The organism is Nostoc foliaceum FACHB-393 (assembly GCF_014698505.1).
Lineage (GTDB): Bacteria > Cyanobacteriota > Cyanobacteriia > Cyanobacteriales > Nostocaceae > Nostoc > Nostoc foliaceum_A.
Genome location: NZ_JACJTD010000086.1, coordinates 1 through 22,022 on the forward strand (window position 1 = coordinate 1; position 22,022 = coordinate 22,022).

Annotated in this window: 22 protein-coding genes and 1 pseudogene; 9 read left to right on the forward strand and 14 right to left on the reverse strand. The window is 43.1% G+C overall.

Annotated features, from left to right (window positions below; genetic code table 11):
- Positions 1 to 65 precede the first annotated feature (65 nt).
- Positions 66 to 281, reverse strand: a complete 216-nt coding sequence (locus tag H6G92_RS34330) for an adenylyl-sulfate kinase (protein ID WP_190900814.1) — start codon at positions 279 to 281, stop codon at positions 66 to 68.
- A gap of 205 nt (positions 282 to 486) precedes the next feature.
- On the reverse strand, positions 487 to 3,384 hold the full coding sequence (locus H6G92_RS34335) for an Ig-like domain-containing protein (RefSeq protein ID WP_190900816.1): 2,898 nt from the start codon (positions 3,382 to 3,384) through the stop codon (positions 487 to 489).
- 416 nt (positions 3,385 to 3,800) lie between these two features.
- Between H6G92_RS34335 and H6G92_RS34340 the strand changes: the two genes are divergently transcribed.
- On the forward strand, positions 3,801 to 3,947 hold the full coding sequence (locus tag H6G92_RS34340; protein ID WP_190900818.1) for a hypothetical protein: 147 nt from the start codon (positions 3,801 to 3,803) through the stop codon (positions 3,945 to 3,947).
- A gap of 139 nt (positions 3,948 to 4,086) precedes the next feature.
- Here H6G92_RS34340 and H6G92_RS34345 read toward each other — a convergent pair whose 3' ends face one another.
- From H6G92_RS34345 to H6G92_RS39930, 3 genes are all read right to left on the reverse strand, one after another.
- Complete coding sequence (locus H6G92_RS34345) at positions 4,087 to 5,019, reverse strand: sulfotransferase family protein (RefSeq protein WP_242059434.1); 933 nt, start codon at positions 5,017 to 5,019, stop codon at positions 4,087 to 4,089.
- A 64-nt stretch (positions 5,020 to 5,083) separates the two neighbouring features.
- The gene (locus tag H6G92_RS34350; RefSeq protein ID WP_190900822.1) at positions 5,084 to 5,230 is read right to left on the reverse strand and encodes a hypothetical protein; all 147 of its coding nucleotides are present in this window, start codon (positions 5,228 to 5,230) and stop codon (positions 5,084 to 5,086) included.
- Positions 5,231 to 6,011: 781 nt separating this feature from the next.
- Complete coding sequence (locus H6G92_RS39930; protein WP_313890037.1) at positions 6,012 to 7,205, reverse strand: IS4 family transposase; 1,194 nt, start codon at positions 7,203 to 7,205, stop codon at positions 6,012 to 6,014.
- Positions 7,206 to 7,626: 421 nt separating this feature from the next.
- Between H6G92_RS39930 and H6G92_RS40960 the strand changes: the two genes are divergently transcribed.
- A complete protein-coding gene (locus H6G92_RS40960; protein WP_313890038.1) occupies positions 7,627 to 8,268 on the forward strand; it encodes a hypothetical protein in 642 nt (213 codons plus the stop codon).
- Positions 8,210 to 8,827: a DNA cytosine methyltransferase gene (locus H6G92_RS39935; RefSeq protein ID WP_313890039.1), complete on the forward strand. Its 618-nt coding sequence runs from the start codon at positions 8,210 to 8,212 to the stop codon at positions 8,825 to 8,827. The genes H6G92_RS40960 and H6G92_RS39935 overlap by 59 nt, the downstream gene beginning before the upstream one ends.
- Positions 8,828 to 8,956: 129 nt before the next feature.
- Here the strand turns inward: H6G92_RS39935 and H6G92_RS40615 are convergent, their stop codons facing one another.
- A complete protein-coding gene (locus H6G92_RS40615; RefSeq protein ID WP_277926826.1) occupies positions 8,957 to 11,779 on the reverse strand; it encodes an NACHT domain-containing protein in 2,823 nt (940 codons plus the stop codon).
- 744 nt (positions 11,780 to 12,523) lie between these two features.
- Positions 12,524 to 13,240, reverse strand: a complete 717-nt coding sequence (locus H6G92_RS34370; protein WP_190900824.1) for a DUF2786 domain-containing protein — start codon at positions 13,238 to 13,240, stop codon at positions 12,524 to 12,526.
- Positions 13,241 to 13,382: 142 nt separating this feature from the next.
- Here H6G92_RS34370 and H6G92_RS34375 point away from each other — a divergent pair, with 142 nt between their 5' ends.
- Positions 13,383 to 13,583, forward strand: a complete 201-nt coding sequence (locus tag H6G92_RS34375; RefSeq protein ID WP_179069861.1) for a hypothetical protein — start codon at positions 13,383 to 13,385, stop codon at positions 13,581 to 13,583.
- A 109-nt stretch (positions 13,584 to 13,692) separates the two neighbouring features.
- Here the strand turns inward: H6G92_RS34375 and H6G92_RS34380 are convergent, their stop codons facing one another.
- The gene (locus H6G92_RS34380; RefSeq protein ID WP_190900826.1) at positions 13,693 to 14,202 is read right to left on the reverse strand and encodes a GNAT family N-acetyltransferase; all 510 of its coding nucleotides are present in this window, start codon (positions 14,200 to 14,202) and stop codon (positions 13,693 to 13,695) included.
- A gap of 108 nt (positions 14,203 to 14,310) precedes the next feature.
- Entirely contained in the window at positions 14,311 to 14,547 is a 237-nt protein-coding gene (locus H6G92_RS34385; protein WP_190900829.1) for a hypothetical protein, read from the reverse strand.
- A 390-nt stretch (positions 14,548 to 14,937) separates the two neighbouring features.
- Between H6G92_RS34385 and H6G92_RS34390 the strand changes: the two genes are divergently transcribed.
- Positions 14,938 to 15,387 (forward strand): hypothetical protein, encoded by a 450-nt coding sequence (locus tag H6G92_RS34390; RefSeq protein WP_190900831.1) that lies wholly within the window; start codon positions 14,938 to 14,940, stop codon positions 15,385 to 15,387.
- Positions 15,388 to 15,433: 46 nt separating this feature from the next.
- Here H6G92_RS34390 and H6G92_RS40965 read toward each other — a convergent pair whose 3' ends face one another.
- Positions 15,434 to 15,985 carry a DinB/UmuC family translesion DNA polymerase gene (locus H6G92_RS40965; protein WP_199345098.1) on the reverse strand — a complete coding sequence of 184 codons (552 nt, stop codon included), beginning with the start codon at positions 15,983 to 15,985 and terminating at the stop codon, positions 15,434 to 15,436.
- A gap of 22 nt (positions 15,986 to 16,007) precedes the next feature.
- A complete protein-coding gene (gene dinB / locus H6G92_RS38995) occupies positions 16,008 to 16,598 on the reverse strand; it encodes a DNA polymerase IV (protein WP_242059435.1) in 591 nt (196 codons plus the stop codon).
- A gap of 343 nt (positions 16,599 to 16,941) precedes the next feature.
- Here dinB and H6G92_RS40620 point away from each other — a divergent pair, with 343 nt between their 5' ends.
- From H6G92_RS40620 to H6G92_RS34405, 3 genes are all read left to right on the forward strand, one after another.
- A complete protein-coding gene (locus H6G92_RS40620; protein ID WP_277926827.1) occupies positions 16,942 to 17,067 on the forward strand; it encodes a hypothetical protein in 126 nt (41 codons plus the stop codon).
- A gap of 22 nt (positions 17,068 to 17,089) precedes the next feature.
- A complete protein-coding gene (locus H6G92_RS34400) occupies positions 17,090 to 18,637 on the forward strand; it encodes a cryptochrome/photolyase family protein (RefSeq protein ID WP_190900833.1) in 1,548 nt (515 codons plus the stop codon).
- 133 nt (positions 18,638 to 18,770) lie between these two features.
- Positions 18,771 to 19,181, forward strand: a complete 411-nt coding sequence (locus tag H6G92_RS34405; protein ID WP_190900835.1) for a hypothetical protein — start codon at positions 18,771 to 18,773, stop codon at positions 19,179 to 19,181.
- A 703-nt stretch (positions 19,182 to 19,884) separates the two neighbouring features.
- On the opposite strand, the gene H6G92_RS34410 is transcribed toward H6G92_RS34405, so the two are convergent.
- Complete coding sequence (locus H6G92_RS34410; RefSeq protein ID WP_190900837.1) at positions 19,885 to 20,337, reverse strand: acyl-CoA thioesterase; 453 nt, start codon at positions 20,335 to 20,337, stop codon at positions 19,885 to 19,887.
- A gap of 76 nt (positions 20,338 to 20,413) precedes the next feature.
- On the opposite strand from H6G92_RS34410, the gene H6G92_RS34415 reads away from it, so the two are divergent.
- Positions 20,414 to 21,022, forward strand: coding sequence for a TetR/AcrR family transcriptional regulator (locus H6G92_RS34415; protein WP_190900839.1), 609 nt, complete (start codon positions 20,414 to 20,416; stop codon positions 21,020 to 21,022).
- 511 nt (positions 21,023 to 21,533) lie between these two features.
- Here H6G92_RS34415 and H6G92_RS39955 read toward each other — a convergent pair.
- Together H6G92_RS39955 and H6G92_RS39960 are read right to left on the reverse strand one after the other, a co-directional pair.
- On the reverse strand, positions 21,534 to 21,704 hold the full coding sequence (locus H6G92_RS39955) for a hypothetical protein (protein WP_242059438.1): 171 nt from the start codon (positions 21,702 to 21,704) through the stop codon (positions 21,534 to 21,536).
- Positions 21,705 to 21,713: 9 nt separating this feature from the next.
- A pseudogene (locus H6G92_RS39960) lies at positions 21,714 to 21,848 on the reverse strand (SDR family NAD(P)-dependent oxidoreductase); the annotation flags it as partial.
- Positions 21,849 to 22,022 lie beyond the last annotated feature (174 nt).

Below are 22,022 nucleotides of genomic sequence, written 5' to 3' on the forward strand. Positions count from 1 at the left end.
CAATAGAACCGGAAATTTAAAGCAGTATTAGCACTGCTTTAAGTGTATAAATATTTGTATTGTACTTAAATATATTTATTAGCGATCGCAGCTTTTTTACCCAACCTCACAAAATCGCGTTGCTCCCGTCCATGAGATAAATGGGTGCGAACGACATCACCATCAAGTAATTCTACTTGGTAATTGCGCGATCGCAATTCTTGGGCAACAGATAAGGCGATTGTTGTTTTACCTGCCCCACTTAACCCTGTCAGCCAAAGAATTAGACCTTGATGATGCATAATTTGCTTTGTTTATAAGAGCGAAAAGTGCGATGTCTACGACGGGCTACGCTTACGTACTTGATATTATTCGTAAATTGCTATGACTTTTTAAGGTTATGACGCTTGTACAAAAGATGCAAGCCAATGCATCAAAGTTGCTCTTGGATGCATTGACATTGCTTGTTTGATGCAACTAAAGTCGGCGTTGCATGAATCGAGATGATTAAAGGGTTACGAAATCAGCAGCCGTCAGCGTTATGGTATTAATACCAGTCAACGTTGCCAAAACTTCACTAGTGGAAGTCACCAGGATATTGTTACCTGAGAAACTCAGTTGCCCATAGCTCAAACCACTATACAGTCCAATCAAATCTTGACCGTCAGAGAAATCAGTAATAGTATCAGTACCTTCCCCAGCCGCAAAGGCAAATGTATCGTTACCACTGTTACCAGTGAGAATATCACTGGTAACACCACCATAGAGTAAATCGTTGCCATTACCACCATAGAGGTAATCAACACCATCGCCGCCGTAGAGGGTATCGTTGCCATTACCACCGTTGAGGGTATCGTTACCCGCGCCGCCATCCATCAGACCATCGCCATACAAGATGTCGTTGCCATTATCACCGTTGAGGGTATCGTTACCCGCGCCGCCGTAGATGGTATCGTTGCCATTACCGCCATTAATGTAGTCGTTACCAAGGGTGCCAATCAGGGAATCAGCAAAAACAGTGCCTAAAATGTTACGACCCACAGCCACAGTCACCGTAGCAGTATCAGTCAGGCTACCATCGCTGAGGGTGTAGTTAAAGCTGGCATTACCAACGAATAGAAGATTTGGAGTAAAGGAAACGAAATCATCTGCGGTGTTGCTGGCTGTGCCGTTATTATTTAGCACAGCAGTACCGTTGGTAGCACCGCTGACACCAGTGATGCTGAGTCCGGTGCTATCAACATCGGTATCATTGGCTAGTAGGGTGCTAACTGGGATGTTGACGGTAGTTAAAAAGAATGTGGAAGCACTGTCATCACCAGCAACAGGGGCATCATTAACGGCAGTAACAGAGAAAGTCTGAGTTTGCCCGGTTAAGGTTGCTACACTATCTGTGACATCGTAGGTGAGGTTAACAGTACCATTAAAGTTGGCATTTGGGGTGAAGGTATAAGTCCCATTATTGTTATTGACCAATGCCCCGTTAGTGGCAGTTAAGTTGGCAACAGAAAGAATATCACTCGCATCGACATCCGTAAAACCTGTTAATAAGTCAGCCGCAATAATATTAATGGCTGTATCTTCTGGTGTGTTGCTTAACGTCGCAGTGGGTGAACCTGTTGGGGCATCGTTGACACCAGTAATGGTAATGGTGATATCCTGGCTGGCAGAACCGTCGAAGGACTCAACGGTAAAGGTATCAGTCTTGGTTACACCTGCACCCAGGTATTGCACCGCACTGTTGGCAACGGTGTAGGTGTAGGCTCCGGCTGTGGTAATACTTAGGCTACCCAGATTGCCAGTAGCAGAGGTGACATTGGTGTTGAAAATATCCTCGCCGTTATCGATATCGCTGACGGTGAGGTTGCCTGTGGCTGTGAGGCTGCCATTGGTCACGTTAGTATCTTCGGTGACTGCGGCTGTGGCTGTACCTGCGATCGTTGCAGCATCGTTAACACCAGTAATAGTAATGGTGACAGTAGCATCGTCAGTCCCACCTTGACCGTCGCTGACTGTGTAAGTGAAGCTATCAGTGGCAGTTTGACCCGCTGCCAGCGATTGAAACTGATTGCCGGGAAGAATGTTGGGATTGTATTCAAAATTGCCGTCAGTGAAGACAGTTAATAAAGCACCGGACGGTAGGAGACTCGGATAACTGAAGAAGGGGGCAGCCACACCATTAACAACGCTGACTGTCAAGATATCGCCTGCATCGGGATCTGTGTCGTTGGCTAAGATGTTACCAGTAACAGCAGTATCTTCGTCGGTGGTAAAGATGTCGTCTGTAGCTGTTGGATTGTTATTTGTGTTAATTGTGCCGTAAACATTATCATTGTTGGTAGCAGTTCCCGCGTCGTTAGCTGCACTGTTACCGCTAAAGGTAGGATTACCCACAGAAGTGACAGTTGGTAAAACGGTGGGCATTCCCTGGTTGTTGCCATTAGTGTTGGTGGTGGACTGCATGATGAAGATTGCGCCACCTAAGCCTTGACCTGGGTTAAAACCCGTACCGCCTGTAGCGGTGTTGCTGGTAAAGCTGGTGTTGTTGAGGGTTAAAGAGCCTGTGCGGACAAAAATGCCACCCCCTAGTCCAGCACCGCCGCCGCCGATGTTGGGGTTGCCGCCGCTGCCGCTGCCGCCGAAGTTACCACCTACGCCACTGCCGAGACCGCGGCCGCCGCCGCCGCCGTAGCCGCCGCCGCCGCCGCTGAGTAAGTTGCCGCGGCCGCCGCCGCCGCCAAAGCCGCCGTTGGCGCCGCGGATGGCGCCGCCACCGCCGCCGCCGAAGCCGCCGCCGCCGCCGTAGTTGGCGCCGCCGCCGAAGGCCTCGACACCGCCGCCGTAGTTGCCGTTGCCCCCGTAGCCGCCAGTGTTGCCAGTGCTACCAGCAAACAGTCCGCCGCCACCATTGCCATTGCCGCCAGCATTGCCGAACATACCGCCGCCGCCGTTGCCCAGTCCACTGACACCGCTACTACCGCCCTGTGCTGCGTTGTTAGTAAAGGCAACATTGGTGAGGGAAACATTGCCATCATAGATGAACAAGCCGCCGCCCAGACCAGCGCCGCCGCCACCAGCTAGACTATCTCCGCCTTTAGCTCGTCCGTTGGTGATGGTGAGGTCAGAAATACCAACTGTTCCCGACAAAATGAACAAGGGGCGCACGTCGCCATTGTCGTTGATGCCGTTGTTATTAGCATCGCCGCTAATGCTGTAGTTATTGCCCACAATGGTGATGTTGCTGTTCACCAGCGTCTTTACTACCCCAGTGAAACGGACATCGTTATTGATTGCAATGGTGTCATCTCCTGCTAGTTGGTTCGCTTGGAGAATTGCGTAGCTGAGGGTGCCTGTGGTTAAGCCGGTGCCGTCATCGGTGGCTTGGTTAACGATGAAATTTGCCATTTGATTTTTTCCTTTGTTTTTAGGTAAATGAGGAGTTATTTGTAGAGTCGAGTGTCACTTAAACTAAATCGCTAGATTTAGATCCCTGACTTCTTCAAGAAGTCAGGGATCTGATTACGGTTAAAGCTGTAGCTGTTGTTAGGGTTAGAGTTGAAAATAATTTATTCATGGTTTTGTATCTCTTGGGTTAGCTTTTGCAGGTCAGTGCAACAAAGTTACATTGGCCTGTAACTTTGCTGTAGGTGAATGCAATAAAGGTGCAGGGCGATGCATTAAAGGTGCAGACCCCTGTCCAAACCTCTTCCCCACGAGGAGAGAGGCTTTGATACTTGGTTTTAACAAAATAGAATTCAGGAGTCAGGAGTCAGGAGTCAGAATACAGGCGCGAATTCTGTACGAAGCCAAGGGATGAATAGATGGTGAAACACCACACCAAATCGGGCGATTTGGTGAGTCCAGTTCCCGTCTTGGCAATGCCTGTGATGGGAAACTGGCGAACCCGTGAGGGTGGTCTACAATTAGTGGCAGGTCTAAATCCCCCACTAATTGCTTCTGACTCCTGAATTCTGACTTCTGGGTTCTTTTTTAATTTTTCTCTCGTTGTATGAAACCACCCTGCTTTTTTAAGGGGGGTTAGGGGGGATCGGTAAGTGCGAAGATACAGCCAAACATTTTTCAAATAACCTCTTAAGATTGAAAGCTTCACTTACTCACCGCTTCTAGCGGCTGGGCGACAATCACGTTAGCCAAACTATTGCTAGGGTTCTTCCAAAAAGACAACCCATCATACTGAGTAAATAAATCTGGTGGTAAAATTGTCAGTCGCGGCTGAAACTCGACTTTGCGACGCACCTGATGTAGTCCCTTAGTATTCAGCCGATTATCAAATTTCTCAGCTTCGTATTCCACATTGGCAAAATCATGCTCAAAGGGTTCCTCCTGCAAAAATTGATAAATCAGCGACAGGGTTTTATCAGGTGCTTGGGTCAATAAGTCATAATCCACCAGAAGCAAAGAGGCACTGTGTTCGCTATAAAATGCTTCTTTGAGAGCGTTATAAGCAAACCCCACTAACCGTCCCCCTTGACTCAAAGCTTCGGTGCGGGTGTAAACTGTGGAGCGTTCGCCAGGATTATTAAACATCCGCGACACATCAAAAGCGTTTTTTCTAATCAGCCGTTCGATGCTATCCATAATCCAAGCGACATTTCGCACGCAGCAAATCACCTTTGAGCCAGGAAATAGCTCTTGAATTAAGGACAATTTGCTACACCACAGCCGATTAGTATCGAAGATAACTTCTTTTTGAGCTTCGGGTTCGTAAAATGTGGAAAATATAGTTAAGGTTAATGCCCGTTTTTGCTCAGGGGTGATAAAGACTGAATATTCATTCTCTTCACTCATCGCTTCTAGCATTCGGTTCACCAGGCTACCAACGGGGCTAGTCATGCTGGCATGAAACCGGGGGTTTTGCCGCAGTAAGGCTCCGAGTAAGGTGGAACCGGAACGAGGTAAGCCGGAAATAAAGTGGATTTTGGCAGTCATAACGATTAACCGGCTTTTATTTGTTGCCTTGACATAGAAGCGAATGCCACTTGTGTGTTTTGCTTGCATGAGCCAGGCGGTTATTAACATTTTGCTGGCGTGAAATGGATTATATAGCGATCGCCTTAATTACCGCATCGAACAAAGATCCTAGTCAAAACTTGGATCTTTGTCCTATATAATTAATACTTATGGTGTTATCTCGTGGTAGTTGGTTAGCTTGGAGGATCGCATAGCTGAGAGTGCCTACCGTGTCTCCGTTTCCGTTCTCAGTGGTTTGAGTGACTTGATACAGTGCCATTCGATTTAACCCCAAGTTTGTTTAACAATTTGGCAACAGCAACAAAAACAGGTGTCATGAAGAGATTGCCAAAAGCACATACTTTTTCATGACCGATAATTAGGTTTATTCAAATACTGATTTTTAATTTCTGGGCTGCCGAGGGCAACCATTATCAGTATGGCTAGTAGTTCGCTCTCGTGACTTAGCTCTTTTAAGGGCAAAGGGACTCATGTTTTAAATCCCTTACTCTTTAACCTTTCCACTTTTCCCAGCCCTCACCCAACAATTTTGGGTTGGCAGACTACTAGATTTAAGGATACGTAGCACCATACATTTAATACATTTACAATGCAAGGACAGTTAAGACAGTTAAGACATTTCAGTAAACATTTAATAGATGCTTAATAATTGGTTTTTTAGACTCTTGAATTTTTTGAGTTGTCCTGGACGTACCTTTGACTCAAGACCGAATGGCACGCTTGTTAAGCGAAATCGTTGAGGCAGCTCTTGTGCAGTGTTTCGACTACGCTCAACAACCAAAGCAGAGGAGCAGGGGAGAAAGAAGAAGGAAGAAGCATACAGAAAGAAGCAAGAGAAATTCTCCTCTGCCCCCCTGCTCCTGGAGCATCCTTATGCCGTTTACCCTTCAGCTTAACAAGCGTGCCATTCCCGAATGGCACTAAGAAAAGCCGAAACGCTTGTGGATTAAGCAGTTTGCAACTGCTTTCGTAATTCGTGCCGGGCTTTGGTCATTCAGGGATAAGCTTTCGGGCGACGTTTACGGACTCGTGGTTCACTTCTACCGGGGCGATCGCTCACAGCTTTGTGAGCAATAACTTTTAGCTGCATTGCGATAAATTTGGTGGCGTTTTTGAGAAGTTGCTGCTAATAATTTGGGAATAAAGTTAATTAAATGGTGGCGAGTACCTTGCAGTGATAGGCGATTTGGAGGAGTATTGTAAATAGTTCCAGCCGACCACATTAAGCTTCGAAGTAAATTGTAAGCCAGTAAATAAACATGAATTTCTTTGCGGATCATTGAAGGAGTTTTACATCGTAAAATATCCATACCCAAGGTAGTTTTTATATGTCTCAAATCCAATTCAACATCCCAACGTTTACCGTAAAGTCCAACAATTTCAAGAGTAGAATAAGAAGATTTATCTAAAAGAGTAGTAATTAAGCTGACTTGTTGAGTGCGAAAACCAGGAATAACAATGTAGTAGTAAATTTCTCTTACAGTTATAGTAGAAGGTAGAGCATCAAAATCATCCTTGCTCAATCCTTGTGGGCATCGTTTAGGTTTATACCAAGTAACTAATTTGTCGCAATCTCCAACAATTTTGCCTTTTCGTATGGTTGTTGTCCGAGATTGATGCTTGCGGAATACCGCATCACAACCGAGTTGTGTAATAGAAACCATGTCAGCATAAGCGCAAAAAGCTCTATCACCTAAAAGAACGTCACTGGGTTTGAGAAAACTGTACAGTTTTCTTGCTAATTTAATATCGTGAGTGTTCAGGACATCGATGCATAAAGCAACGGCGGCTCCTGTAACTAAACTGAATATCACACCAATTTTAGCAATTGGGAAGCCACATCCAGCTTTTTGAGTACTTGGTTGAGGATATTCTGTTTGGTTCTCTATAGTGTCCGGCATGGAGACAGTCGAGCCATCTATTACTTTCACATCCCGTCCACACCATAAATGTTCTTGAGTTATTCTTTCTTCTAAATTATGTGCAGAATAATTGAAAAGCTTCTCTAGTAATTTTTCTGGTAATCTTACTCGTGCTTGACAGTATGCACTCGTATCTGTTGACGGAATTTCTACTTCTGATTCTGCCAGATGTGCAATTATTTTACTTACAGCATTGTGGCAAGTTTTATCCGTATCTAAAACCTGCGATAAAAACGCCCACAACGTTATAAATGGGTCAAATAATCGCTTTTTATATTTGATTTTTAGCTCAGATATTGTTTGTTTAATCACCGATTCTGGTAATAGTTCTTTGAAAGGTAAACCTAAACTTTGGTTAAATTTATCAAGAGAGGATTTGTACTCGTAATGTCACAGTAGTAATTATCGTATGTGCTTGCTCGTTTCAAAGAAAGTATTCCATGAACGAGTAAGCTTTTTCTACCTTCAAAAACTTTTCGGGCAACCCTCCACCGTTACCGCTTCCATTTCACAGCCCCTACAAAAAATAGCGATCGCAGCCAAGTGTCCACTGCTATTAACGCATTAATACTTGTAATGCTTATGCAGCATGGTTTATAGCTTTTCTTAGTGCCATTCGTGCCATTCCCCAAATGACCCCTTTTGTTGGCGATGGGCATTCAATTGGAAAGAGAAGATAAACAGGGCATGGAAAGGCAAAAGTATAGGCTCAATTCCCCCTGGCGCTGTCCCAATGATTCGTCTAATGCAACAACAGGGGGCAACCAGGGAAGATATTACCGCCTTTATCAAAAAAGCGAAATCCAAAAAGACATCACCAAAAATTTTAGATGTCTGCAAAAATTTTGATAACACAAAAATAAAACCAGTTCTTCCAGATGATGCCCCAATCGCTGTAGTACTTTTCGCTGGTGGCGGTGGAATTGAAGCGGGGATGGTTCAAGCCGGGATTCGCCCAGTCATCGCAGTGGAGTTCGACCCAAGCAAACCGCAGTTAAGTCGAGCGATACCTTCGGCACACTTCGTGAACGCCAAAACCCATCACCGCAACTTTAGCGAGTACGGCTGTAGAATAATCCAGCTAACAGTTCAAGAAATAGCGCAGTTAGGATTCATAGGTTTTCCACGCTACCCCGACTATCTCCATGCCTCCCCAGTGTGCGCCAACTTCAGTCAAGCTCACACTGCAAAAGCTGGTAATGGCATTGAAACGGCTGATGATCTGACGGCTGCGATCGCCTCCGGCGGGCGCTCGCGCCATCGCAGTAGCAGAAGCCATCCGACAGTTACAGCCACGGGTGTTTACGCTCGAAAATGTGCCGCGCTATCAGAACAGTCAGAGTTTTGCCATCATCCTGAATGCTTTGGAACTTGAGGGATACTCGGTCGATTACAGCGTGGTCAACATGGCTGACTTTGGGCTACCCCAGGCGCGGCGGCGGTTAGTTCTGGTTGCAAGTAAGGGGTTGCGCGTTGCCTTACCTTCAGGAACTACACCTTGTGGGTGGTACGAGGCGATCGCGCATCTCATCCCCACGATGCCTGATTCACAGCTTCTACCTAAACAACAACAAGCTTTAGAGAAATTTTTAGCCGGGAATGCGCCAACACCACTGTTAATTGAACGGGTTGGGGGACGCAAGTTACCCAAGTACAAGCCAGGGTCGCAGCCCGCTAATACCATTCTGCGATCGCATTTCACAGATCACAAAGGTTGCAACCGTAGTAAGTTCGCTGATCTCTGGTTGCCTGATGGTACGGTCAAATCCTTGTCAATTCAAGGTGTGGCGAGGTTACAAGGGTTTCCCAGTTGGTACGAATTCCCCAACGAAACTGCTACGGCGGGGTCAATTATCGGGTATTCTGTGCCTCCCAGTTTCGCCGCGCAGTTATTCATGTCGGCACAAAGTGTCTTGCAAGGAGCGATCGCATAAAGGCGGGTATTACCGTGTATCTTTGCATGGCAAAGACTTGGAGGATTGGTCGGAATTGAGGATTTTGGGTGTTCTGTCTCTTTTACAGCAGGAATTCTATCGGGGGCGGTTGCTGCCGGGGGGTCAGGCTTACGGTGGAGTGTCTTTTGAGGGCGAGGGGTGGGCGGTTGAGTTTAATTGGGAGAGCAAGCTTTCAGGTCTGTTTCGTGCTTTATCTAATTCTCTCACGCCGTTCCAGTTTGTATCTTCATCCCAAGTAATATTGAGAAGGTTAGCGCCATAGAGGTTAGCGCCATAGAGGTTAGCGCTATAGAGGTAAGCGCCTTCGAGGTTAGCGCTATAGAGGTAAGCGCCTTCGAGGTTAGCACCTTCGAGGTTAGCGCCTGAGAGGTTAGCGGCATAGAGGTTAGCGCCTGAGAGGTTAGCGCCTTCGAGGTTAGCGCTATAGAGGTAAGCGCCTTCGAGGTTAGCACCTTCGAGGTTAGCGCCTGAGAGGTTAGCACCTTCGAGGTTAGCACCTTCGAGGTTAGCGCGTGAGAGGAAATAACCAATAGTAAACAGAAAAGTACTTAAACTAACGCTGTTGCTGTAACTTATGATACGCAACAATCGCTGCTCATCAAAATTATCGCTGTCTTTTTTACCGCAAGGATAAAAGACAATATTATCCTTTAGTTCATCTTGAGTCTGAGCATAACGGTGTAACTCTAAGAGAAGAATCATTACATTTAAGCCAGTAAATATATCAACTTCTCTTAAGTCGAGGAATATTTTTTCTGTATGGAGTTTTTGCATTTGATTAAGAGGAAGATTTTTAGGAAATCCACTAATAAATTCTCCTTTACACCAATAAATATAGAAATCTTCTAATCGTTCAAATAATTTTAAGTATTGAAACTTCTCTTCAGAATCAAGCAGAGCCATCAAATACCCTACAATCTCTTGTGTCAATCCACCGTAGCCAAATATATCATAGATTTCTTCTGCTAGCTTGTCATCATCAATAACATATCTCTCACGTCTACTTTCAAAATCTATTTTTGTCCAATGTCTCAAGCTCTCTTTTATTTTCTGAGCGCAGAGAAATTCACCAAAACTCTTGTGAATAAACTCGACAGCACCCTCTGTTGAGGAGGATGCTTTTGCTGGGCGTAAATAAAATGCTGCTAACGCATTCCTTAAAGGATTTTCACCACTAAGCTTATTTTGTGCTGATTCCAGTAAATCTCTAGCTGATTTATCATTCTTAAGCCGTTCTTCAATTGCTTTGATTGAAGTCCATTCTCTTCCAGACTGAGTAACACATAACCCCGCTTCAATTAAAATCAGGCGCAAATCTTCTGTATCAAATTCTGTAAGCTCTTGATTAAGTTTTTCAGGACGTTGTTTCGTTAAAACCCAATCTAGTGTTTTTTGATAGATTATTATTTTAGCTTGAGCATCATTAGCACCTCCAAACATTTGGATATTTAACTCATCATCTCGGTGCATAGCCCCTAAAAGATATAGCAAAAGTGGTTCTCGCGCTAATTCTTTAACACGCTTAGGGCAATTATCTGCCTTGAGAAACTTTTGAAATTCTGATGCTTTATCTTGTTCAACTAGTGTTCCCCAATTTAATAACCACTGCTTTTGTAGTTCGTCGTCCATTAATCCAATTTCTAACCTAGCTAAGTTAGCTGGTAGGCGATTTTCAATTCCATGCAACGCTGATTCTCTACCAGTCACTATGAATTGATGCTTACATACTCTTTGCGCTTGATAGTTTCCTACTTGTCCAAGAAAATCTTCAATTCCTTTCGCGGTTCTTCCTTCAAAACGTAGTTCATCAAAACCATCTAGTATAAATAAATATCGAGTATTGCGATCGCTTAACCAATCATCTCGGTTAGCAAAATTTTCTCTAACAGCCGCGCGAAGAGTATTTTCGATATTTGGCTCAAAAGTATCTATGTCTCTTAGCCTAATTAGTATTGGTGTCCAAATTGGGTGAAGTTCTTTTCTTACCCGCTCTGCAAACATTTTACAAGAGACGCTTTTGCCTCGCCCTGGCCCTGCTTGAATAAAAATAACTTGCCTATTTGTTTCAGATTTATTCAGTTGCTCTGTTACCCAATTCTCTAAATCAACAGTATCTTCTTCTTTAAGTTCGCCATTGCTATCTAACAACTGAACTTTCAGTGGCACATAAATTTCAGTAATTTTAAATTCTTCACCTATTACCTTCCATCTTTCCATTAGTAACGGGTCGCTGGGTAAGGGCGATATCTGCTCTTTCAGGTATGACTCAATGCTGGCGTATTTCTCATCTGCTCTTATTTCTTGTGCTGCTGTTATCATTAAGCTTAAAGCTTGGCGTACATCTTCTGATTCGTAAGAGAAAAGCTGCTTGATATAATTATATGTATCCCAGGCTACCCATCCTGTGACTAGAGATGCAATCTCTGGTTTAATCCCTTTCGTTTCTAAGTAACTAGATAACTCTTGATTTAAAGCTTGTCCTAATGTTGAATTTGGAAACTGCTTTAGTGCTTCTTCAGCTTTACTATTGTCTAATTCTAACTGTCCCAATTGGTGAAACTGAAGCTTAACTTCCTGCTCTTTTAACTCTGCATTCAGTTTTTCCTGTAACCAAACGTTTCTCTCAACTAAAGCATTAAAACTATTTATATAAGCTAATGGACAAGCAAAAGCTACCCATTCTTCTATCTCAAATTTTTGATTTGTTCTCTCATGTAACAATGCCAAGCCTTGCCGTCCAATTCCTACAAATGCCAACCCCGCCGCAACTACTGGTGCTGATGGTACACTCGCTAGCACACCCAATGCGATCGCAAATTCCAAAGCAGCTTTAGTAACTTCTACTCCCGACTCCACTGTTTCTCCACGCTTTACTGCTTTCTCAAGGAGTCCAGGAATCCAACGCTGCCAAATCTGCTGAATCTTTGCCATTGCTTAAATGCCTGTGCTAGGAATTTTAACGGTTTATGCTTGCTACATTTGAGGTTAACGCTTTTACGGACTGTGAGACTGTGACGTAATATTTCGGTTACGGCCAGTGAACAACGCACTACAGTAACTCGATTGTTGGCAGTGGGTGCAAGACCCTCAGCCACCAGTGCAATAAAAAACTGCCCTGGGGCAAGGAGTCCAGAGCAGTGCTTGTAAAAAAATTAAATATGGGAGTTTTAAACTGTTGCCCCCCGTTTTACATATAATTCGTTTGCTATGTAATACTCTTCAGTTCAAGTCTTGTACTTTATGCAAAAAGAACGAAAAACTTTAAAGCTGCACTATACAAGGATTAGACGCAATACACCAAGCCCAATGCAACACTCTTGGCTGAATGCGTGTTAACCAATGGTTATCAAAATTTGGTCAAACAAACATAAATCCACTATTACCCCAAGGAGCAATCGTAGGCTGTGGAGAGCGGTTGTTAGTTGGGCACAGAAGAGGCGATCGCTTACATTAGGCGCACTTTCACAAAAATACTCTACTGAGTTATTCACATCAATAGAGTATATAAATTTACTATAATCATCTTTTCCAAATTCAGTTTATACTTTGGCAACTATTTATACCTCTGTACAAGTACTGCAAACCTTGCTTACAGCGATCGCATGAAGCACTGCATGAGGTCAATCACTCCAAAATCTACTTTCATCACTGCCGCTATCTCCTGATACGTCTTAATTAACCTGGCAGATAGTGCTGTTGACTGCTACTAACTTGGCGATTAAGAGAGACAGAATCAGCCGCAGATATACCAGAGAAATATCCGTCTTTTGAACCAATTGATGGTGCCGCCATTTGTTTAACTTTCACCTTGTTTAGATATGCTTCTAACTCAGATTCTAGTTTTTCATAGAGCGCTTGCACGATAATGGCGGGTACTGCAACTGATTCAGTAGTTCCAGCAATCCCTTGATTTTTCTGTTGATCGCGATTCTCAAGAATCCTACTTACAAGTCTATTAGCAGCACCTAATTTAAAAGCATTTCTAAAAGCGCGATTACCTACGGCTTGTTTTGCTAGTCGTTCAATGGTTTGTTCAAGATACTCAAACTGAATCCGAGTAGAGACAATATTCACTTTTCGCCCTAAGATAATCATTTTAGACCCGCTATGGTAGTGTCTGGTGATCGCAGAGCAATAATTCCCCCAACAAACACCACTTAGTAAAATAAATTTCCATGAGGTCATGCGTTTGAACTGGCGAACCACTTCTTCTTCTAGTGGTTGAGGTGTCCAATCTTGGAGTGAGGCTATTGATAAATTGTGCCGGGTTAGCATTTCCTGGGCTTTAGCTGCGGCGGCGCTTGCCTCTGCTTCGTTGGGAGATTGACTAAGTGCAAATAGTTTTCTAATTTTGTCAGCGATTTTTTCTAGTTCTAACACCTGTGTCTGCATTGGTATCACTTAAGCAAGTTTTGAAAGGAAATATCTTTTTTAATATACTTGTGTAAAATGAAAAATGTAGCTAATTTTTATTCATACATAGCAAGCTTTGTAGCAATTATTCCTGCTAAAAACGGATATTCGTGATGAAGCCATGATTACTGAAAATGATGATTCAGTCGATGCAGTGAATGAACTAGTGAGAAAAATCTCTATTAAGGAAACCCAGCTAAAAATAGCCCAAGAATCGAATCTCATTCAGACTGCTGAAGCGTTAGAAAACCAACTATCCCAATTACAACAGGAATTGGGAGATAATTCAGACACACAATTGCAATCACTAATGAGCTTGTGAAATGCTTATGACGGTAACTGAAATTCGCGGCATAACGGCTGCGGTCAGAGGTTGCTAAAAAGTCCAACTCAGCACGAGCGGCTTTCTTCAATCCGCTGCACCGCAATTGTTAGACATCAGAAATGAACAAACTAACACTTTTACTATCATCAGATAGTTTAATCATTCGCTCAAAGCTTAGTCCTAGTTTTTTGAGCAGCTTTGCTGAACCATAATTGTCCGGTGTAGTGATAGCGACAATACGAGTTAAGCCGAAGGTTCTTCTCCCATACATGATGACAGCAGAAGCAGATTCATAGGCGTATCCTTTTCCCCGGAACTTAGGAAGAAAGGCAAACCCAACATCCACATCCTCCAAGGAATCTCTTTTTATCAAACCGCAAATTCCAATCGAGACGCTCTTCCCCTTTAGCTCAACCAAATACAGCCCGAAGCCGAGACGCTCATACATAGCAACCGGATTCTTCAAAATATATTCACGAGCATCATCAAGAGTTCTCACACTTTTATCACCAATAAAGCGCAACCACAAAGGGTCATTCAATATCTCAAGAATGAACTCGCTATCTTCAACTGTTAGCCGACGAAGAACTAAACGCTCTGTTTCAAGAACTCTCATAGTCGAACACCTTGTTATTGATGTCTAACTGTTTATTATGCTGATGAAATTGGGCTGATTGTTCCTATTGCTTCCTGGGTACTGCATGAAGCTTATTGTCAACTTAAACTAAATTTGATTTACAACAACTTTCAAACGCTTAAAGCGCTGATTTTGTTCTGACCACTTTTTGCAAGCATCTTTAACAATTTTTATCTCTGAGGGTGATAAATGCTCATCCCCTTGCCCAGAAGCTATAATTTTAGCTGCTATAACCGCTTTTTCATACTCCACACCGTACTTAACCAGTTCTGTGCAAAATATCTTTTCTCTTTCTTCTATTGATATAAAATAACCACTTGGCATTGTTTAACAAATAATATGAGTCTTATTTTGAAACTACATCAACTAAAATAAGTTTCCGTTTCAAATCCTACGAATTCTATAAATTTATAAGTTCTACCTAAAGATACTTGAGAGGAAATAGTTAATTTGTATTTAGAGTAGTAAGAGGCTGTGAGGGTTTGAGGGCATGACCTAATAGAAATATTAAAAAATAATTAAAGATTTTTCCAAGTCAGAGAAAAGTAAATAAATCGTTTTAGCCAGGCAATGAGTTATTCATCTCAATAGAATATATAAATTTAATGGGACTGCTCAATGGCAGCGATCGCAACCCAAGACACAATCAACTTCTCATTTTCGCCTTTATATACAGAGAAGAAAAAATGGTCGTTTTGAGCAACTATTACCTGAATGGGTGATTTGGGGGGTACAGCAATCGAGTTGTATCAATGCCAAATCAAGCTGGCTCTTGTCCCTAAAAAGCAATCCACGCCCATACAACTAACTTTATGGCAAAATGCCTCTGAGTCGTTGATAAGTTCTTGTATTCTGGGATATCCATTCTTTCTGGAAAGCCGAATGATTCCTATAGATATGAAACGACTCATCAAAAAAACCTCTAACCCAGTTCGCAAGAAAATAGAACTAACTCCACCACCGACTGAACCCATTGAGATTCCTGAGAGCCAAAATATTCCTGAAACAGTGATTGAACCAAACCCACCTGTATACATTGAAGACTACGTTTCCGAATCCGAATATATTTCTGAACACTATCGCCCCCGCTCTGTGGGTAACTCTGGGTGGCAACCGTCCGATGTGTGGCGCGAGTTGAGAGTTGATGATTTTTGTCGTGGGTGAGTCAGTATTTAAACAGCGCGATGCCTGCGGTTCTTGCTAGCCTACGCTAAAATATAATGCCTGCATTCTGAAATAACGGCAATTGAATTACTTGGGTTTGTTTAACGTTATCCAGGTTAGACAAAGAAATCCTCAACAACCTAATACTGCGGTTTTCCAGGTCAATCGACTCAAACAGCGCTTTGGCTATCTCAAAAATCGTAGAGAGTTCACTGATGGGAGCAAGCATTGTCTTACTGCGGGTTAGCTGCTGATAGTCAGAAAACTTGACTTTCAGAGTTAATGTGCGTCCTCGCGTTTCATGCTGCTCCAACCGTTGCTCGACAATTTGGGCAATCTGTTCGAGTTCTTGTAACATTTCACTATGGTCACTTAAATCTCTAGCAAATGAGGTTTCTGCACCAATGGACTTGCGAACTCGATTTGCTTCAACTGGGCGGTCATCTTCTGCTCTGGCAATCTTGTAGTAATATTGCCCTGCTTTACCAAAGTGGTGTGTTAGCTCCAAGAGCGATGCCTGCGGCAACGTCAGAGACGAACGCTCTTTCAAATCTGCGCCAGTGTGAATGCCGAGTGAGTGCATCTTAGCCGCCGTCACCTCACCAATCCCGTGAAACTTTTCAATCGGCAGTTGTTCTACAAAAGCGTAGACGCTTGCGGCTTGTCGTAGACATCGCTTCCTCCGGTAAAATCACCGTTAGTCCATTCGGCTTATTTTGACCTGATGCCATTTTTGCAAGAAACTTGTTAATTGACACACCTGCGGTTGCCGTCAACTGGGTTTCCTGGAAAATCGCAGTTTTGATGTGTCTTGCGATAGTAGAAGCATAGGGGATACTTTGCTTATTCTCAGTAACATCTAGATATGCTTCATCTAGTGCAACCCCTTCCACTAAATCACTGTAGCGTTTGAATATGGCGTGGATTGCTGCGGAAATCTCTCGGTAAACGTCGAATCTCGGTCTGACAAATATCAGTCCGGGGCATTTAGCGATGCCTGCGGCAACGTCAAAGACGAACGCTGTTACTGACGGCATTGCTGAGTGAATCCCAAACTTACGAGCTTCATAACTGGCGGCTGCAACCACACCTCGCTGATTCGGGCTGCCACCGACTACTAACGGTTTACCTCGGTAGCTAGGGTTATCTCGCTGTTCCACCGATGCGTAGAAAGCATCCATGTCTACGTGAACTATTTTCCTCGTCTGCATTGTTGTTGAAGTATTACCATTTCTAGCAAGCGGCGGGAACGACTATTCTCTGGTAAATTTATGATTCAATCTGGATATTTGAGAATTTTCTCATCATAATAGTACATTAGCACTAGCGCTTTTAGGCTTTCATAAGCTTTTTCATTGAGAAAGTTTTTGTAACAATGACGTTACACTTGATTGAATAGAATTTTGTCGTCACGTTGCCAACGCACGGTATTAGAGGGAGCAAGGGCATGACCTTTTTTTAATTAAAAATTAAAAGTTAAAAATTAAAAATTAAGAGGAATAATAATTTTTAATTAATTTGGGGTACAAGCCCCCACTGAAATCTTTGATTTCAGTGGTCTACAATGAATGGTGGGTTCAAGCCCCGACTGATAGCGCCGGCGGCAAGCGAGTCCGCGATAGCGAAGCGTTAGCGACGCAGGAGCGTCGCGTCTTGCAATTTTTAATTCATAATTTTTAATTTTTAATTGGAGCGAAGCGACTTGACTATTGGTGTTTGGGTTCTCGGAGATCAACTTTGGGCTGGGCAGTCAGCGCTAGAGAGTTGCCTACAAAAACACCAACAGACTCCTGTGATTTTTATCGAATCTCTTGCCCATGCAGGGCAACTTCCTTATCACTTGCAAAAACTGGTATTGGTCTGGTCAGCCATGCGTCACTTTGCTGCCGAATTGCGATCGCTTGGCTTCCCGGTAACATACGCTCAAAGCCAAGACTTCAATACACCTTTACTCCAATGGATTGAACAATACCAAATTACCGAACTGCGGGTGATGACTCCAACAGATCGCCCTTTTGCTAGATTAATTCAAAAGTTAAACTTGACAATTCAAGTCACTTTTACACCAAATAACCGTTTTATCTGGAGTGATCAGGAGTTCATTGACTGGGCAAGTGGACGCAAACGCCTAATCATGGAGGACTTTTACCGCCAGGGACGAAAGCGGTTCAACATTCTAATGTCCGGCAACCAACCTGTTGGTGGTCGATGGAACTTTGACAAACAAAATCGCAAACCACCAAAAGGCAAACTGACCTTACCCGAAGCTTTATGGTTTGAACCAGACTCAATTACACAAGATGTAATTGACTTCATTAAGCAATCTGAGGCATTCCAGGACAATCAAAGTTACTGGCTTCTTGAACCATTTCGCTGGGGTGTAACCCGACAGCAAGCACTACTTGTACTAAAGTTTTTTATCGAAACACGTTTGTCTTCATTCGGACCATACCAGGACGCGATGGTGACTGGCGAACAGACAATGTGGCACGCGATGCTTTCGCCTTATCTCAACATTGGATTGCTTCATCCCTTGGAAGTTGTTCAGGCGGCACAACTTGCATATTTAGACAACAGCAGCGACTGGGAGCTAAACAGCATTGAAGGCTTTATCCGTCAGGTGCTTGGCTGGCGAGAGTATATGCACGGTGTTTATGTTTACCTAGATGATGACTATTCAGAACGTAACTGGTTTAACCACACTCATCCACTACCTGCTTTTTATTGGACTGGCGATACACAGATGAATTGTCTGCACCAAATTCTAACTCAGGTTAAACAAATAGGTTATGCTCATCATATTCAACGGTTGATGGTGCTGAACAACTTTGCTTTGATAGCAGGTATCTCCCCCCAAGAACTTGAAGACTGGTTTCATGCTGCTTTTATTGATGCCTACGATTGGGTAATGCAAACCAATGTCATTGGCATGGGGCAGTTTGCTGATGGTGGAATGATTGCATCTAAGCCTTATGCTGCTTCTGCTAACTACATCAACAACATGAGCGACTATTGTAAAAATTGTGCTTATAACCATCGCCAGCGCAGTACGGATAATGCTTGTCCTTTCAACTTTTTTTATTGGGACTTTCTGGCTCGTCATTATGACTTGCTTAAAAACCAGCCACGCATGACTCAAATACTGCGTAACTTGGAGCGCCTCTCGCCATCGGAACTTCAAAAAATCCGCTCTCTGGCTTCTAATTGGCACACCACACAAGCAGCAACTGTTGGACAAGGAAATGCCTAGTAGCCTGATGCTGCGGTTCTTCAGCAAGCGTGGCTCAAACTGTGCTTTGGCTATCTCAACTCAAAAATCGTAGAGAGTTGACTATTGATACTTTTTAACTGTCTGTTTGCCCGATCTCCTCAATATCCACAATATGAATATCGACCGATTGCAAGAACTTAAACAGAAACTGGCGAATGACGCAGACTTGTCCGATATTTGGCTATTTTACATGGATCATTTTGCGGATCATCCAGAATTTACTGACATGGGTGAGCCTGCTTATAATGAATATCTAGATGCTGTCCTCCAAAAAACTTGTCAGCAGATGTTTGATAGGGCAATAAAGATTAGTGACTTTCTGCTGATCTACATCGCTCCATATCATTTTTTTCATGGCGCTTTCTTTCTTGAAGGACGTATTGGGGGTGTGATTTATTTCGAGGATATAAAAATTGGGTTAATTGCAGTGTCGGCAGATTATCTCCCTACTGATACGGTTAAGTATTCACGTTTTACTGAGGTGATTCAACTGTCTGCTCCTAATGGCAACGATTACAATTGAGAGAAGCACAACTTATAGATGTCATCTTATGCTTTTTGCCCTGAGCAAAACTAATAGTCTAATACTAAAAGGCTGTTCAGACTGGAGACTGTTGCTAAAATAACGTGCAATTCTATGTCACAACTTTATATAATCATTCGCCACTCTGCGGTATCCCATCATCACCCCGAATAACTCCACACAGGGGATTATCCCGGATTTCTCACCACACCTCTCAAAGCCTGCGCTTGTGCAGGGGAGCAGGGGAGCAGAGGAGAGATTTGTACAAGTTCTTTCACCCCTGCCCCTCCGCACCTCTGCCCCTCTGCTTACCACCACGCAAAGTTTATGTGGCGAAGCACTAGGGATTCCCCCAGCTTCAAAACTTGATGTCATCGCAGGTTAATTTAGAGAACCAACAGGGATTTACGTTTTTTAGTGCCATTCGTCTCAGAGCGAATAAGCCATTCAACCTAACATTAACCACCAGTTTGAATAAGACAGTCTCAATAAGGCAAGCAGCAAAAACTCTGACACTAGCGACTTCGATCACTAGCGATAATTTGCTTTCCCCGCATTCAATCGTAAAGCAAATATAGATTAGTGTTGCAACCACAAGCCCAATTGCTAGGAGAAGTGATTCTTCGTTTGACCAAATTCGGGCGAGAGCAATAAACGAAATCGGACTTACTAAACCAAACAATATCTCAAAAATATCATCGTTTTATGGCGCACTAATCAGTAAGTTAGTACCTTGAGCATCCACCGATGAATGCACATAGGGCAAAAATAAAGACCGCTCTTCTGAACCTAACCGCCTTGGACGCAGTGTTTGTTTATCTACAAATAATCCTTTCTGCCATCCCTGTGCTGCTAGTATTCTCTGTTGGTTATAAAAACAAAACTGCATAATTGCAGATGCATTCTTCAGTTGTGATATCCACATTTCTACCTGCACACATTCGCCTAAATATAGTGGTGTCTTATAAACGATATTCGTTTCAACTAGTACTGGCGCAAATCCTTGCTGAACAATTTCTTGGATTGGCATTCCAATAGCTTCAAGCAGCTTTGTGCGTCCAATCTCCATCCACTGAATATAGACGCTGTTGTTTACGTGTCCAATGAAATCGATGTCAAAGGGATAAACCTGTAACTCGAAGGTAATTTTTGGCATTTTTAATCTTTTTTGTCACCGACTAGTGACAAAGTATCATAGTCACTAGCCGGTGACAAGTAAATGAGAACGATTCATGGCACGAGACAAAGAAGAAACGAAGGCACGTATTTTGGCAGCAGTTGCTAAACTCTTGGTACAATCAGGCTTTCAACAACTAGGAATTAATGCAATCGCCCGTGAAGCTGGAGTTGATAAAGTATTGATTTATCGATATTTTGAGGATCTTCCCTCGCTGTTAAAAACTTTTGGCAAAGAAGGTAACTACTGGATTACAACTCAAGAGCTAATTGCAGATCAAACAGTAGTTGATGCTGAATCTTTAGCTGATTGCATGGTTTTGTTACTGTCGCACTTCCTGTATGACTTGCAAAAACGACCTATTACTCAAGAAATTATGCGTTGGGAATTACTTCAAGCCAATGAATTAACCCATGAGTTGGCTAGTGTGCGCGATCAAGTGGCAATTGAGAGTTTAAAATTTCTCAAGCAGAAGTATTCTTTCCCTCCAGATAAAGATATTCCTGCCATCAGTGCAGTTTTGATTGCTGGAATTGTTTATCTGGTTATGCGTACCAAAGTCAGCGATACATTCTTAGGAATTGATTTCAGCTCACCGACCGGATGGCAACGTATTGAAAGGGCGATTGCATCTATACTTACAGCGATTGTTGAAAAAGATTGATAAGGCACAAACTCGTAATCAAATTCAAGCGCCGTCGATGAAAGCTCTATTCGCAAGCGTCTTCCCTTGGGAGAAGGGCTTTCATTGCCACAATACTTGGGTCTTACAAAAAAATCAAGAGAAACGGCTGGGTAGACTTTGGCTCAAATGCTTTTTCTTGCTGAAAACTCTAGTATCCAAAAATTGTACTAATTTCCTGAGCCTCTGGGCGATAAACCAATACAGTTGAAATCAGCCTATTTTTTCGTAACTGTTCCCTTGCCTTCACAGAAAAACTCTAGAGCGGTAAAACTTGCTAGAGGTAGGTTGGAAGCATAGTAAACTCGTTTGATATTTTCTAAGACGCATACGTAATTAAGCCTTTAGTCTCACCTCTGGAGTTAGTTTTGCCGTTTTAGGAAAAACTTTCTTAACTGAACCACGTTAAGCCAATTGCGTAGGCGCAGCCCGTCGTAGACATCGCTATTGCATTGGTTAATATACAGTCAAAACAATTCACACACGACCAATCTCATGAAATGGTTAAGGGAATTCCGTTATCTTTGGGTTTTAAATTGAGAATAAATGGAACAGCTTTCAATACCCAATCGGACACGGGTGTATAATTGGCAGCTTCTTCCCCAAAGCTAATAGAAAGCATATCTGTATGAATAATACCTGGATTGAGGGGTATGGCTGCCATACCAATTGGCAATTCTTGTGCTAAAGAACGAGTTAATCCTTCTATTGCCCACTTAGAAGCGCAGTATGGTGCAACTTGGGCCGAAGTCGAACGTCCCCAGCCAGAACTAAAGTTAACAATAATACCCCGTTTCTTTTTCACCATTGCTGGTACGAAATGGCGAATTATATTCGCTACTCCCTTGATATTGAGTAATCGACCACGGGGCGATCGCAAATTACAAGAAAGTAAAACCCATTGAGATCAAAGAGTTAGAGGTCAAAAAAAGCAGACAGCAGACTGATTCAATTTCGGAAATCAAACTGTATAAATTCGTAG

What these genes read in the sequence shown, in the direction of transcription:
- H6G92_RS34405 (WP_190900835.1), top strand. Translation starts at nt 18,771, where the DNA reads ATGAATATCGACCGATTGCAAGAACTTAAACAGAAACTGGCGAATGAC.
- H6G92_RS34385 (WP_190900829.1), bottom strand. Translation starts at nt 14,547, where the DNA reads ATGCCAAGTGGTTATTTTATATCAATAGAAGAAAGAGAAAAGATATTT.
- H6G92_RS34380 (WP_190900826.1), bottom strand. Translation starts at nt 14,202, where the DNA reads ATGAGAGTTCTTGAAACAGAGCGTTTAGTTCTTCGTCGGCTAACAGTT.
- H6G92_RS34335 (WP_190900816.1), bottom strand. Translation starts at nt 3,384, where the DNA reads ATGGCAAATTTCATCGTTAACCAAGCCACCGATGACGGCACCGGCTTA.
- H6G92_RS34350 (WP_190900822.1), bottom strand. Translation starts at nt 5,230, where the DNA reads ATGGCACTGTATCAAGTCACTCAAACCACTGAGAACGGAAACGGAGAC.
- H6G92_RS40960 (WP_313890038.1), top strand. Translation starts at nt 7,627, where the DNA reads ATGATTCGTCTAATGCAACAACAGGGGGCAACCAGGGAAGATATTACC.
- H6G92_RS34340 (WP_190900818.1), top strand. Translation starts at nt 3,801, where the DNA reads ATGGTGAAACACCACACCAAATCGGGCGATTTGGTGAGTCCAGTTCCC.
- H6G92_RS39955 (WP_242059438.1), bottom strand. Translation starts at nt 21,704, where the DNA reads ATGGCAGCCATACCCCTCAATCCAGGTATTATTCATACAGATATGCTT.
- H6G92_RS34410 (WP_190900837.1), bottom strand. Translation starts at nt 20,337, where the DNA reads ATGCCAAAAATTACCTTCGAGTTACAGGTTTATCCCTTTGACATCGAT.
- H6G92_RS34415 (WP_190900839.1), top strand. Translation starts at nt 20,414, where the DNA reads ATGGCACGAGACAAAGAAGAAACGAAGGCACGTATTTTGGCAGCAGTT.
- H6G92_RS34390 (WP_190900831.1), top strand. Translation starts at nt 14,938, where the DNA reads ATGGGTGATTTGGGGGGTACAGCAATCGAGTTGTATCAATGCCAAATC.
- H6G92_RS40615 (WP_277926826.1), bottom strand. Translation starts at nt 11,779, where the DNA reads ATGGCAAAGATTCAGCAGATTTGGCAGCGTTGGATTCCTGGACTCCTT.
- H6G92_RS34345 (WP_242059434.1), bottom strand. Translation starts at nt 5,019, where the DNA reads ATGTTAATAACCGCCTGGCTCATGCAAGCAAAACACACAAGTGGCATT.
- dinB (WP_242059435.1), bottom strand. Translation starts at nt 16,598, where the DNA reads ATGCAGACGAGGAAAATAGTTCACGTAGACATGGATGCTTTCTACGCA.
- H6G92_RS34370 (WP_190900824.1), bottom strand. Translation starts at nt 13,240, where the DNA reads ATGCAGACACAGGTGTTAGAACTAGAAAAAATCGCTGACAAAATTAGA.
- H6G92_RS34330 (WP_190900814.1), bottom strand. Translation starts at nt 281, where the DNA reads ATGCATCATCAAGGTCTAATTCTTTGGCTGACAGGGTTAAGTGGGGCA.
- H6G92_RS34375 (WP_179069861.1), top strand. Translation starts at nt 13,383, where the DNA reads ATGATTACTGAAAATGATGATTCAGTCGATGCAGTGAATGAACTAGTG.